Annotated in this window: 9 protein-coding genes and 1 pseudogene; 3 read left to right on the plus strand and 7 right to left on the minus strand. The window is 66.2% G+C overall.

Translation table 11 applies throughout. From position 1 onward, the window contains the following. The 3 genes from Y705_RS22140 to coaE all read right to left on the minus strand — a co-directional run. On the minus strand, positions 1-882 hold an 882-nt coding region (locus tag Y705_RS22140; RefSeq protein ID WP_026531798.1), incomplete at its 3' end, for a hypothetical protein. Positions 883-900: 18 nt separating this feature from the next. Then, positions 901-2976 carry an excinuclease ABC subunit UvrB gene (gene uvrB / locus Y705_RS0103100; protein WP_026531799.1) on the minus strand — a complete coding sequence of 692 codons (2076 nt, stop codon included), beginning with the start codon at positions 2974-2976 and terminating at the stop codon, positions 901-903. A 108-nt stretch (positions 2977-3084) separates the two neighbouring features. Further along, on the minus strand, positions 3085-4077 hold the full coding sequence (coaE, locus tag Y705_RS16955) for a dephospho-CoA kinase (RefSeq protein WP_081737738.1): 993 nt from the start codon (positions 4075-4077) through the stop codon (positions 3085-3087). 174 nt (positions 4078-4251) lie between these two features. Between coaE and Y705_RS0103110 the strand changes: the two genes are divergently transcribed. Then, positions 4252-5826 carry a RecQ family ATP-dependent DNA helicase gene (locus Y705_RS0103110; protein ID WP_081737739.1) on the plus strand — a complete coding sequence of 525 codons (1575 nt, stop codon included), beginning with the start codon at positions 4252-4254 and terminating at the stop codon, positions 5824-5826. Here the strand turns inward: Y705_RS0103110 and Y705_RS0103115 are convergent. Then, entirely contained in the window at positions 5823-6161 is a 339-nt protein-coding gene (locus Y705_RS0103115; RefSeq protein WP_026531800.1) for a DUF8129 domain-containing protein, read from the minus strand. The genes Y705_RS0103110 and Y705_RS0103115 overlap by 4 nt on opposite strands. Positions 6162-6368: 207 nt before the next feature. Here Y705_RS0103115 and Y705_RS0103120 point away from each other — a divergent pair, with 207 nt between their 5' ends. Continuing rightward, complete coding sequence (locus tag Y705_RS0103120) at positions 6369-7499, plus strand: class I SAM-dependent methyltransferase (protein WP_026531801.1); 1131 nt, start codon at positions 6369-6371, stop codon at positions 7497-7499. A 199-nt stretch (positions 7500-7698) separates the two neighbouring features. On the opposite strand, the gene rpsA is transcribed toward Y705_RS0103120, so the two are convergent. From rpsA to polA, 3 genes are all read right to left on the minus strand, one after another. After that, a complete protein-coding gene (rpsA, locus tag Y705_RS0103125; protein WP_026531802.1) occupies positions 7699-9174 on the minus strand; it encodes a 30S ribosomal protein S1 in 1476 nt (491 codons plus the stop codon). A 231-nt stretch (positions 9175-9405) separates the two neighbouring features. Then, positions 9406-10725: a GNAT family N-acetyltransferase gene (locus Y705_RS0103130; protein ID WP_081737743.1), complete on the minus strand. Its 1320-nt coding sequence runs from the start codon at positions 10723-10725 to the stop codon at positions 9406-9408. Positions 10726-10773: 48 nt separating this feature from the next. Next, on the minus strand, positions 10774-13422 hold the full coding sequence (gene polA, locus Y705_RS0103135; protein WP_026531804.1) for a DNA polymerase I: 2649 nt from the start codon (positions 13420-13422) through the stop codon (positions 10774-10776). 112 nt (positions 13423-13534) lie between these two features. On the opposite strand from polA, the pseudogene Y705_RS16960 reads away from it, so the two are divergent. Continuing rightward, a pseudogene (locus Y705_RS16960) lies at positions 13535-13803 on the plus strand (thioesterase); the annotation flags it as partial.

A 13803-nucleotide genomic window follows, 5' to 3' on the forward strand; every position in this document is an offset into this window, starting at 1 on the left:
ATCCTGCCCTGCCGGCACGAGCGTGAAGAGCCGGCCGAGATACCCGAGCACGTTGTCGAGCACGAGGCGCACCAGCGCGTTCACCGAGTGCATGAGGAGGAGCGCCGCGATCAACAGACCACCGGCACCGGCAGCCGGTACCAGGGGACGGTTCATCCGCCTTCCTCCTGCGGCGTGCAGCGCAATCGACGCCAGCGGGAGAACGAGAACCACGGCAAGGCTCACCGCGATCCACAGCGCCATGGCGTCGAGCCTCATCCCGAACGGAGCCTCCGACGACGGCCAGCCCGAATAGGCCAGCTCGCCCGGCGGCCACCGCGCGAGCGAGGCGCCCCCTGCAAGGACGACGACGGTGTGCAGCAGGATCGTGACCGGCCTGCGGCGGGAAGTCCCGGGCTGCCGCCGGATCACCAGGAACCACTTCCCGGCAAGGAGCGCTGTGAGCACCGCCGTCGCCGCCAGCGGTACGAGCCCGACACCGCCGAGCGACGCAGCCGGGGGAAAGTGGACCGCCACCGTTTCAAGGAGAACCACGAGCCAGGCCAGTGAGCTGAGCGTCAGCACGAGCGAGCCGAGCTGCACAACCCACCAGGCCGGCCCGATCCGCCCCTCCCGGCCGTCGGTCATCCTGCCCGCCAGGTTCGCCAGCGTGAAGGGAAAAGCGAGGTACCACAGAAATCCCGTGCGCTTCCGGTTCGACCGTGACCAGTTGATCAGCTTCAGCCGGTGGTCCGGCAGGACCGGTGGTTCGGCAACCTCGACCCACCGGTTGATGCGTCGGACCCGCGGGCTCGACAGGCTGTTGAAGTACTCGACCTCTCCGATCCCGTGAACCCGGAGTTCAACGAAGTTCTCCGCTCGAAACGGCTGGCTGTCCTGCACCGGCTCCTTGTGCACCTTCTAGGCGTGCCCGGCGGACTGCATCTGACGAAGCTCCTTCTTCAGGTCACCCACCTCATCCCTCAGCCTTCCTGCCAGCTCGAACTGGAGTTCGGCCGCCGCCGCGTGCATCTGGTCGGTGAGCTGCTGGATGAGGTCGGTCAGGTCTTCGGCAGGAACCGCCGCCAGACCGTCGTGCCTGGGTGCCTTGCCCGTGGACTTCCTGCCCTTCGACGCGGCTTCGAGGAGGGCCCTGGTATCGGCATCCTCACGATTGATGGTGTCCGTGATGTCGGCGATGCGCTTCCGGAGCGGAGTGGGATCGATACCGTGCTCGAGGTTGTGGGCCACCTGGATGGCGCGGCGGCGGTTCGTCTCGTCGATGGCGTGGGCCATGGAGTCGGTGATCCGGTCGGCGTACATGTGCACCTCGCCGGACACGTTGCGGGCTGCGCGGCCGATCGTCTGGATCAGCGAGGTGGAGCTGCGAAGGAACCCTTCCTTGTCCGCGTCGAGGATGCTCACGAGCGACACCTCGGGCAGGTCGAGGCCTTCGCGCAGCAGGTTGATCCCCACCAGGACATCGAACGTGCCCATCCTCAATTCCCGCAGCAGCTCGACCCGGCGCAGGGTGTCGACGTCGGAGTGGAGGTACTCCACCTTCACCCCGTGCTCGAGCAGATAGCCCGTAAGGTCCTCCGCCATGCGTTTGGTGAGCGTGGTCACCAGGATCCGCTCATTGCGCTCCACCCGTATATGGATTTCCCCGAGCAGATCATCGATCTGCCCCTTCGTTGGCTTGACCACGACCTCGGGGTCCACGAGACCCGTAGGGCGGATGATCTGCTGGACGTAACCGTCGCCCTTGGCGAGCTCATACTTGCCGGGAGTGGCCGAGAGGTAGACGGTCTGGCCGATCCGGTCGAGGAATTCGTCCCACTTCAGCGGCCGGTTGTCCATGGCCGACGGCAGGCGGAAGCCGTGATCCACCAGGGTCCGTTTGCGGGATGCGTCACCCTCGTACATGGCCCCGATCTGCGGGATCGTGACATGTGACTCATCGACCACGAGCAGGAAGTCGTCGGGGAAATAATCGAGGAGGCAGTGGGGTGCCGAGGCGGCGTCGCGGCCGTCGATATGGCGCGAGTAGTTCTCGATGCCGTTGCAGAATCCCATCTGTTCCATCATCTCGAGGTCGTAGGTCACGCGCATGCGCAGCCGCTGGGCCTCCACCAGCTTGTTCTGTGATTCGAACTCGGTCAGCCGCTGCTGCAGTTCGTCCTCGATGGCCTTGATGGCCCGGGACATGCGGTCGGGCCCGGCGACGTAGTGGGACGCGGGGAAGACATACATCTCCTCTTCCTCGCGGATGACGTTCCCGGTCAACGGATCGAGGGTGTAGATGTTCTCCACCTCGTCGCCGAAGAACTCGATCCTGAGCGCGTGCTCCTCATACATGGGGATGATCTCCACGGTGTCGCCGCGCACGCGGAAGGTACCGCGGTGGAAATCCATGTCATTGCGGGTGTACTGCATCCCGACGAACTGTCGCAGGAGGTCGTCCCGGTTCTTCTGCTCGCCCCTGCGCAGCGTCACCATCTTGTTGATGTACTCCTCGGGCGTGCCGAGGCCGTAGATGCAGGACACGGTGGCCACCACGATGACGTCGCGCCGGGTGAGCAGCGCGTTGGTGGCGGAGTGCCTCAGCCGTTCCACCTCCTCGTTGATCGAGGAGTCCTTCTCGATGAAGGTATCGGTCTGCGGAACGTACGCTTCGGGCTGGTAGTAGTCGTAGTAGGAGACGAAATATTCCACGGCATTGTTGGGCAGGAGCTCACGGAACTCGTTGGCGAGCTGGGCCGCGAGCGTCTTGTTCTGCACCATCACTAGCGTGGGCCGCTGGACCTGCTCGATCAGCCAGGCCGTCGTCGCGCTCTTGCCCGTTCCCGTGGCGCCCAGGAGGACAACATCCTTCTCACCGGCGTTGATGCGTTCGCTCAGCTCCGCGATCGCCGTCGGCTGGTCGCCCGCGGGCGTGTACTCACTGATGACCTCGAAGGGAGCTACAACCCGCTTGATATCCTGCGCAAGACTCATGATTTAACGTTAGCCCCTGCTACGGACAATTCCGGTCCGCTTTGCTGGAGGCGGAACAAGGCGCCCCGGCGTCCGGCCGAAACGCCCCGGCAACCGCCCGGAATTCCGCTAGCGCCCACCGGCCCCCGCCGGCAAGCCACCGGATCCTCGCGCAACGAGATGGAGGTCCACGTGTCGGCCGGGGTCCGCGTTGGCATGAAGCATCCGTCCCGGGGTGGTGTCGGTGGAGGTGTCCGGCGCACCGGCCGCGGCAGGGTAGCCGGCCGCCAGCAGCGCAGCGGAGACTGCCGGGAGATCAGCGTCGGCCTCGATCTCCACAACGAAATCGAGGATGTCGGCTGCGGAGCCAGGCTCCGACGTCGGGCCGGTATGGTCGACGCGCAGAATGCGCTCGTCGACCCGGAGCAGCCTCGCACGGATTCTCGCTGCCGATTCGGCCCATCGGACATCGTGGGGAACCACCTCCAGTGCGCCGCGGAAAGCGGGCCGCCCTGCAAGGAGATTGCCGTTGTACGGAACGAGCCGGTCCCTCCACATCGAATGGATCGCTTCTCCTGCGGAGTCCGGGGTGCCAGCGTTGTCGATGACGACGTCGGCTTCCCGATTCCGTTCCGACGGGGACGCCTGGGCTGCGATCCGCTCGCGCGCGGCACCTTCGGTCATTCCCCGCGTGTCGACCATCCGCCGTACCCGCAGCTCCTCGGGAGCGTCGATGACGAGAACGAAGTGGAAGCGCGGCCCTTGCCCTGTCTCGACGAGCAGGGGGATGTCCTCCACGATGATCGACCCGCGCGGGGCGCCCGCGACCAACGCGGCAGCGCGCTCGCGCACACGTGGATGGACTATTGCGTTCAGGCGCTCCCTGGCAGCAGGATCTCCGAAGATCCTGCTGCCGAGAGCCGGCCGGTCGAGCGCGCCGGTGGGAAGCAGTACCTCCGTCCCGAAGGCCCTGGTGATCTCCGCGAGAGCCGGCTCGCCGGGCTCCACGACTTCCCGGGCAAGGGCATCGGCGTCGATCACCGCAGCGCCCAGCCTCCCCAACTCCGACGCTGCGAGTGACTTCCCCGCGGCTATCCCTCCGGTCAAACCCACCCTGAGCATCTGCCCACCCTAACGCGTCGCCCGTGTGTCAGACACTTATCACTGCTCCCTCGTTCTCCTTCTGCCCCTACGCTGGAAATTCGGGCGTAGTCGAAGGGAGATCATGGGTACCGCACTACGCGACCTCGAAGAAACCGCGTCCGGGACACCCTGCATCCGGAGCAGCGGGTCGTCATGGAGGCCGTGTCAAACGGGCGCAGTGCCCTGTGTGTCATGCCCACCGGGTTCGGTAAGTCGGCGATCTACCAGGTGCCGGGAATGGTGCTTCCGGGTGTCGTCGTCGTCGTTTCGCCGCTCATCGCACTGCAGCACGACCAGGCCGCTGCCATCAACGACAGCACCGGGGCCACGCGCGCCTACGTGATCAACTCCGATCTCAGCCAGTCGGAGCGGGACGAGGCCTGGGCTGCTGCCTCGGATCCGGACGAGTCCCGGCGCGCCAAGTTCCTCTTCCTCGCCCCCGAGCAGACAGCACGCGACGACGTCGCCGAGCAGCTGGGCGGACTCGACGTCTCCCTCCTCGTCATCGACGAGGCACACTGTATGTCGGCCTGGGGCCATGACTTCCGGCCCGACTACCTCCAACTGGGACATCTCGTCACCGCACTGGGGCGCCCGGCGCTGGCCCTCACGGCGACCGCCTCGACCCCCGCGCAGCAGGAGATCACCGAGCGACTGCGCCTCGAAACACCGCTGACGCTCGTGGCGGGCTTCGACCGGCCGAACCTGTACCTGCAGGTGGAGCAGCACACCGACGCGGCGGGAAAACGCAAAGCAGTGGTGGAACAGGTCCAACGGCTCGAGCTTCCCGGCCTCGTCTACACCGCGACGCGCAAGGCCGCGGAGACCCTGGCGGCGGAACTGTCGGAGACCGGCCTGCGCGCCGGCCCCGACCATTCGGGGATGCGCAAGGGCGACCGCGAGGACGTGCATTCGCGGTTCCTCGACGGCGGGCTCGACGTCGTCGTGGCGACCACGGCGTTCGGCATGGGTCTTGACAAGCCGAACGTGCGCTTCGTCGTTCACGAGAACGTCGCGGATTCACTCGACGGTTACTACCAGGAGATCGGGCGGGGAGGACGGGATGGGGACGCGGCGCTCGCGTGCCTCCGCTACCGGCCGGAGGATCTCTCACTCCGGCGCTTTTTCGCCGCCAAATCAGTCGATCCGGATGACCTTGCGCAGCTGTTCGCTGTCCTCCGGCACCAGGACCACCCCGTATCGGTCAAAGAACTCAGGGATTTGTCGGGCCTGGGCCAGCGGAAGCTCTCCGGGCTGCTCAACCTGCTCGAACTGGCGGGGATGATCGAGGACGGGACGGGCGGATACGTGGCCGGCGACCACACGGCGGAAACCGCCGCTCAGGCCGGCGTCGACCAGGCAGAACACCGCGAATCGATCGACCAGTCCCGCGTGGAAATGATACGGCGCTACGCCGAGACCAGGACGTGCCGTCGCCAGTTCCTGCTTGCCTACTTCGGTGAGGAGCTGGGCGAGCCCTGCGGGAACTGTGACAACTGCTCGCCCGGCTCCACCTCACCTGTCGGCCACGCCGGTCAGCAGGAAGACCCCTCCGACGGCCCGCAGCCACCCGCTCCAGTCCCGCGTTCACCATTCCGAGTGGGGACCGGGCGTGGTCATGAGTTACGAGGCGGGGACCGTGACCGTCCTGTTCGAGGCCACGGGTTACCGGACCCTGTCGATCGACCTGGTCGAAGAGAAGGGGCTCCTGACCGGGGGCCCGCCTAGCGAGGCTGGGCAGGGTTGGTCGGGTCGCCCTGCGAGGGCGGGTTGATCGGAGGTCCGGAGGTCGCCGGGGTGACCGGCGATCCGGAGCGGGACCGGCTCACTTCCGGCATGCTGGTCCCAGCGCCCTCGGACAACTCGGCTCCGTCGCGGACCGCCTGCAACCGTTGCTCCAGGACGAGCTTCACGGGCAGCCGGTCACCGTGCTGCTTCTCATACGCGAGCAGGCTTCCAAGGGCCTCCTCGTCAAGCGCCGTGATGCGGGTCGGCAGCGTACCCAACGGAATGTGGTCGTAGTCAGCCAGGGGAAGGTCGTTCTGCTGGGGAGCGGAATTCACGTTGTCCTCCTTGGTGGGGCGTCCTTCGGTTCCTGAAGCGTATAAAGCCGCTTCAGCGGAGGGCAACCTTTTCCTCACCGTCGGCGGGATGGTTGATCTTCGGACAACTGGACAGGGGCCCGCTCCCTCTAGGATTGGAGGAATGACAGCTTCCGGAGGCACGGCGACCTCATCCTCCACCCTGAGCGGTGAACAGTGGGTCGACCGGTGACGCAGTTCGACTTTCCGCTCCTCACCCGCGCTCCGGATGTCGAGGCACCTGATCTCCAGGCTTACGACGCCGCGGACCGCCTGCTGCTCGACACCGCTGCTGCCCGCCTCGGTTCGGATCCGGCCGGAACGGTGACGATCGGCGACCGGTACGGTGCACTGACCCTCGGCGCGATCGATCGGTTCGGAGCCGCTGCAGTGCGGACGCACCAGGATCCGCTTTCCCAGGAACGGGCACTGACGCTCAACGCAGCGCGGTTCGGGTTGCAGGAGGACTACGTTTCGCATGGGCTGGGGCCCGATCTGCTGGAGGGGGCACGGACGGTGCTGCTGCAGCTTCCTCGGTCCCTCGACGCGCTGGACGAGATCGCCGGGGCCATTGCCTCGTTCACCGCCGACGACGTCGTCGTATATGCGGGCGGCCGGCTGAAACATATGAGCGTCAGCATGAACGGCGTCCTCGAGCGGCACTTCGGCGCGGTGTCGGCCGGGCTTGCTCGGCAGAAGGCGAGGGTTCTCATCGCGTCGGGTCCGCGGGGCAGCCTGCCGTCCCGCTTTCCGCTCACCGGCCGGCACGACGTCGGCCTCGGCCGTGAGCTGGAGTTGTTTGCCTACGGAAACACTTTCGGCGGTGCCACCCTGGATCCGGGTACCCGCTTCCTGCTGCCGCTCCTTTCCCAGGCACGCCCGGCGGAGGAAGCCATCGACCTCGGTTGCGGCAACGGGGCGATCGCCGCATACCTCGCCCTGCATCGTCCAGCCCTCCGGGTGATCGCCACCGACCAGTCGGCGTCGGCGGTGGCCTCGACGCTCCGCACCGTGCAGGCGAACGGCGTTGCCGGACGCGTGGGAGTGGCGCGCGACGACGCGCTGTCGGCACGGCCCGACGCTTCGGCGGAGCTGATCGTCCTGAATCCGCCGTTCCATATCGGCAGCACCGTCCATACCGGGATCGCCCGCAAACTGTTCGCCGAGGCCGGCCGGGTGCTTGCCCCAGGCGGCGAACTGTGGGCGGTGTGGAACAGCCACCTGCAGTACCGGCAGGCCCTCGCGTCGACGGTCGGCCCCACCCGCCAGGTGGCCCGCTCCCCCAGGTTCACGGTGACCTGCTCAACCCGGCAGCGCTGACCCCGGTACCGGGATCCGGTTCCGGAATCTCTTGTGCAGCTCTGGCGGGTGACGGCGCTCCGCACCCGCCACAGCTGCGCAACGGATGGGCTCGGAGAACTTCCGGCAGGCAACGGATTCACTTTGGAGAAGCTCGTCCGATGAAAAGAGCCCCCACCGATTGGTGGGGGCTCTTCTCACGAACGCTGACGCCGGAGATCTAGGCTCCGGTCAGCTTTTCGCGCAGTGCTGCAAGTGCCTCGTCGGAAGCCAGCGTACCCGAACCTGTTTCGGTGACGACCGGCTCGGAGGAGTAGCTCGTCGAGTTGGACGACTCGGCGGGCTCGTTAGCTGCAGCGGCGTCGTCGGACGCGTGCTGCACAACCTGCTTCTTGTGCGATTCCCAGCGTGACTGGGCCTCGGCGTACTGGGCTTCCCAGGCAGCGCGCTGGGTCTCGTAGCCTTCGAGCCACTCATTGGACTCGGGGTCGAAGCCCTCCGGGTACTTGTAGTTGCCCTCTTCGTCGTACTCGGCAGCCATACCGTACAGCGCCGGGTCGAACTCGGTGCTGTCGGCGTCGACACCCTCGTTGGCCTGCTTGAGGCTGAGGGAGATCCGGCGGCGTTCGAGGTCGATGTCGATGACCTTGACGAAAAGCTCGTCGCCCACGGAGACGACCTGCTCGGCCAGTTCAACGTGGCGGACCGCAAGCTCGGAGATGTGCACGAGGCCTTCGATGCCGTCTTCGACGCGAACGAACGCACCGAACGGAACGAGCTTCGTGACCTTGCCCGGGACAACCTGGCCCAGGGCGTGCGTGCGTGCGAAGGTCTGCCATGGATCCTCCTGGGTGGCCTTCAGCGACAGCGAGACACGCTCGCGGTCCAGGTCGACCTCGAGAACCTCGACGGTGACTTCCTGGCCCACTTCGACAACCTCGGAGGGGTGATCGATGTGCTTCCAGGACAGCTCGGAGACGTGAACCAGGCCGTCGACGCCGCCGAGATCCACGAACGCACCGAAGTTGACGATCGAGGACACGACGCCCGGACGGACCTGGCCCTTCTCGAGCTTGTTGAGGAAGGTCGAGCGAACCTCGGACTGGGTCTGCTCGAGCCATGCACGACGCGACAGCACGACGTTGTTGCGGTTCTTGTCGAGCTCGATGATCTTCGCTTCGATCTGCTGGCCGATGTACGGAGCCAGGTCCCGCACGCGGCGCATTTCCACGAGCGATGCGGGCAGGAAGCCACGCAGACCGATGTCCAGGATGAGTCCACCCTTGACGACTTCGATGACGGTACCGGTAACGACGCCGTCTTCTTCCTTGACCTTCTCGATGTCGCCCCAGGCGCGCTCGTACTGAGCCCGCTTCTTGGAAAGGATCAGACGGCCTTCTTTGTCTTCCTTGGTGAGGACCAAAGCTTCGACCTGATCACCGACGGAGACGACGTCCCCGGGATCGACGTCGTGCTTGATGGAAAGCTCGCGGGAAGGGATGACACCCTCGGTCTTGTAACCGATGTCGAGCAGGACTTCATCGCGGTCAACCTTGACGACCGTACCCTCGACGAGATCTCCGTCGTTGAAGTACTTGATGGTGGCGTCGATGGCGGCGAGGAAGTCCTCAGCGGTACCGATGTCGTTGATCGCGACCTGCGGGGTACCTTGCTTCTCGGTGGTGGTGATGGTCATGTAGTTGGGGCTCCGTAGTGGATGATTTATTGAATCCGGCCATCTGGATGGCCGGAAGCGGACAAATTGGATAAAGCCATTGGTCAGAACCTGAAGTGGCCTTATTGGTAGGGCGCTGACACAGCACCGGCAGGAGCCGGGCAACGCACAGCGCACTACGCGCCCGTTCAGTCTAGCTTCGGCGGGCAAGGCCAGTCAAAGCGGAACCTGCTGCAGCAGGGCGGGAAAAGCCTAGAAATGCGTGATGCAGTACGGGCTCACCGGCGCGCGGAACAGCCGATCCAGGAGGACGACGGCGTCGTCCGCGTGGGCGGTCAGCCTGCCGGCCGCCGCCAGCACCGACGGAGCGACGCCGCCCAGATATATCGACCCGAGGGCGGCGGCGTCGAGCATGGCATCGGGCGCCGCCCCGGCCGCCACCGGTTCGACGTCCGCAGTGCCGTCCACCACCGTCAGGACATAGCTGCCGCCCACGAGTCCCATGGCGTCGGTCACCTCGAGCACCAGCCGCCCGTCGCCCCGGTACGGCCGGGCCTCGAGCGCGGCGACGACGTCGAGGATCCGGACCCACAGCACATCCTCGGTTCCGGTGAGCCGGTAGCAGCGCCGGTCACGGAGCGCCCACGGCAGCGGGTCGCTTTCGGGGGCGCCGCCCCACGTGACGCGCTGCACCAGATCGAGGTCGCCCAGATAACGCCACAGCTCGAGGTAGGCGGACTCGGTGGATGCCACGAGGTCGACGATCTTCATGGTGTACGGCGTGGTGTCCCAGCCCGAGAACCGATAGGAGACGTAGCCGGCGGGGGTTCCGTCGTCGTCGTAGTGGACCGCCATGCGCACCGCCTTGTCCTCCACCGGCCGCTCGCGCCCCCACCTCCCCGAGGCGCGCCGGGGGTACGCGAACTGGCGTCCCACCGACCCGGGAGTGCGGGCATGGAACCTGCGGAAGATGTCGGCGCTCAGGGCGATCCCGTGCTCGGGCGAGACGAGGGCGGTGTGGCCGGCCTGCGGTGCGGTGATGGCGAACCGTTCGCGGACATCCACCTCGACCGCGTGCTCGAAGGTGGCGCACCCGAAGCCGAACCGTCCGTAGATGGTTGCCTCTGAGGCGGTCAGCGCCGCTACGGCCAGCCCGCGGCCTGCCGCTTCGGTGAGGTCGCGCGTCATCATGCCCCGGAGGATGCCCCTCCTGCGGTGGCTCGCCTGCACCGTCACTGCCGTGATGAGGTGCGCGTCGAGAATGCTGCCCCCGCCCACGTTGAGCCCGTTGACCATGGAACCGTACGTCGCTACCGGTGCGTCGACGCCGAGGGAATGTTCCGCCACCGCCGGATCATGGACTCCCCACATCACCCGCTGGTCGGCCGAGAATGCTTCGATGTAGGCGGGGATGTCATCTTCCTCGACCCGCGGATCGTGGAATCCGAGGTTCTCGGCGTTGAGCCAGCGGGCGAACCGGCCGGTGCCGGTCGCATCGTCGTCGGCAGCGACGGCGAAGATCCGGGTGTCGAGGGTGGAACCTGCGGGCTGGTTCGAAGTTGTTTCACTCACGCTTGTCCACACTAGACGGCTGCCCCGGGCCGCACCACTGCGCCATCCTCAGTGGGCGGCTTCGTGCCAGCTGAGCCCCGTGCCCACCGAGACGTCGAGCGGCACGGTCAGCTCCGCCGCTCCTGCCATTTCCCGGCGGACCAGCGCCTCGACGGCCTCACTCTCCCCGGCGGCCACCTCCAGCACGAGTTCGTCATGGACCTGCAGGAGCATCCGCGAGGACAGTCCGTCGCTTCTCAGCGCCGCGTCCACGCCGAGCATGGCCTTCTTGATGATGTCGGCGGCCGAGCCCTGGATCGGCGCATTGAGCGCTGCCCGCTCCGCCATCTCCCTCAGCTGCCGGTTGTCGCTCGAGAGGTCCGGGAGGTACCGCCGTCGTCCTTCGATGGTCGAGGTGAAACCGTCCTTGCGCGCCTGCTCCACGATGCCGCGCAGGTAGTCGCGGACGGCCCCGAACCGCTCGAAGTAGTCGCGCATCAGGGTGCGGGCCTCATCCACGGAGATGGCGAGCTGCTTGGAGAGACCGAACGAACTCAGCCCATACACCAGGCCGTAGGACATGGCCTTGACCTTGGACCGCATGGCGTTGGTGACCTCCTCCGGCGCCACCCCGAAGATGTGCGAGCCGACGAAGCGGTGGAGGTCCTCCCCCTCCTGGAACGCGGAGATCAGGCCTTCATCTCCCGAGAGGTGCGCCATGATCCGCATCTCGATCTGCGAATAGTCAGCGGTCATCAGGCTTTCGAACTCCACCCCTGAACTGTTCCTGCCCACCACGAAGACCTCACGGATGCGCCGCCCCTCGTCGGAGCGCACCGGGATGTTCTGGAGGTTCGGATTCGTCGAGGACAACCGGCCCGTGGCCGCGACGGTCTGCAGGTACGTGGTGTGGATCCTGCCGTCGTCGGCGATTGCTTTCCGAAGCCCCTCGACGGTCTGACGCAGCTTGGTCGCATCGCGGTAGGCCAGGAGCTGTTCGAGGAACGGGTGCCCGGTCTTGACGATCAGGTCGGTGAGGGCATCCGCGTCGGTGGAGAACCCGGTCTTGATCTTCTTGGTCTTGGGCAGCTCCAACTCGTCGAACAGCACGGCCTGGAGCTGTTTGGGTGAGCCGAGGTTGATCTCCTTGCCGATGATCCGGAAAGCCTCGGATCCCGCAGTGCTGATGGTCTTCGAAAAGTCGTCGAGCAACCGGTCGAGGCGCTCCACCGACACGGCGATCCCGGTTCGCTCCATCCCTGCGAGGACCTCTGCCAATGGCAGCTCGAGGCCGCCGAGCAGCTGGTTGGCCCCCTTCTCCACGAGCTGCCCCGCGAAGTGCTCGCTGAGCTGCAGGGCGGCGAAGGCGGCCACGACCGCGGGGGACGCCACGTCCTTGCCGCCGAGGTCGAGTGCCTGCTGCCCCGAGGAGTCGTTCGCCGCGGCGGTGATGGACAGGCGCAGGTGGTACTGGCTGAGGTCGCCGAGGTCGTAGCTGCGGCGATCCGGCTGGATGAGATACGCGGAGATGGCGGTGTCATCGACTTCGCCCGCGAGGACCAGGCCCCGGACCATGAGCAGCTTGTACACCGTCTTGAAATCATGGACCACCTTCGGCGCGTCCTTGTCTGCGAGCCAGGAGCCCAGCACCCGCTCCGCGTCGGCGTCGAGCGGTTCGAGTGGAACGTAGGCAGCGGCCCCGGACGTCACCAGCGCCACACCGGCGACGTCGGACCCGCCCGACGTCGATTCCGTTGCCAGGTGCACCGAGGTGAGCGCCTGGTTCGTGGCATTCAGCCATGCGGTCAGCTCGCCCGCCTCCTCGAGGACGACGTGCGGCGGAGGGGTCATCTCATCGCCGCTGTCCTCGACCTCCTCTTCGCCGAACAGGTCGAACAGCCGTTTGCGCAGCGTGTTGAACTGCAGGGAGTCGAACAGGTCCTCGACGGCGGAACGGTCGGGGTGCTGGGACACCATGGCGTCCAGGTCGACGGGAAGGTCGAGGTCCGTCAGCAACCGGTTGAGGCGGCGGTTCCGTTTGACCGAGTCGAGGTGCTCCCGCAGGGCGTCCCCCACCTTGCCGCCGATCGAGTCGACGTTCTCGATGATCCCTTCGAGTCCGCCGTAGAGCCTGATCCACTTCGCGGCCGTCTTCGGGCCGACGCCCGGGACCCCCGGCAGGTTGTCGGCGCTCTCCCCCACCAGGGCGGCGAGATCGGAATACTGGTGCGGCGGCACGAAGTACTTCTCCTCGATAGCCTTCGCATCCATCTGCGGAATGTTGGTGACTCCCTGTTTCGGGTACAGCACCGTCACGCGGTCGTTGACCAGTTGGAAGGCATCGCGGTCACCGCTGACCACCTGGACATCCCAGTCCTCGGCAGCTGCGTTGCAGGCGAGCGTGGCGAGGATGTCGTCGGCTTCGTACCCGTCCATGGAGATGGTGGGGATCCGCATGGCCTCCATCACCTTGATGATGAGGTCGATCTGCCCGTGGAATTCCTCCGGGGTCTTGGAGCGTCCGCCCTTGTACTCCGTGTACTCCTCCGAGCGGAACGTCGGAGTGTCGAGGTCGAACGCGACCGCAACGTGCGTGGGCTTCTGGTCCTTGATCAGGTTGATCAGCATCGCCGTGAAGCCATAGACCGCATTGGTGTGCTGGCCGGTGTCGGTGGAAAAGTTTTCGGGAGGAAGCGCATAGAACGCGCGGAAAGCCATGGAGTGGCCGTCCACCACCAGGAGTCGGTTCCGCTGCCCGGTCGTTGGACGTGCGGCGGTCAGGGTGGCAGCTGGTTTGGTTGTTTCACTCACAGGTGCCAGCCTAGTTCCCATGATGGACAAATTCACTCCGCCGGGCTCGCCCAGCGAAGCACGCAAGGACCATGTGTCGGAACTGACGGCCGCGGGCGTTCCCCCGGAGATGCATGAGTGGCTCGGCGAGCACGGCGTCGGGCGCCTGACCCTGAAGATGGGCATCAGGTTCCTCGAGATGAGTGCGGACCGCATGGTCGCGACCATGCCGGTCGAGGGCAATGAACAGGTGGCAGGGATCCTGCACGGCGGCGCGCACCTCGTGCTGGCCGAAACGCTCGGCTCGTT

Source organism: Arthrobacter sp. H41 (genome assembly GCF_000520535.1).
In the GTDB taxonomy this organism is placed as follows: domain Bacteria; phylum Actinomycetota; class Actinomycetes; order Actinomycetales; family Micrococcaceae; genus Arthrobacter_D.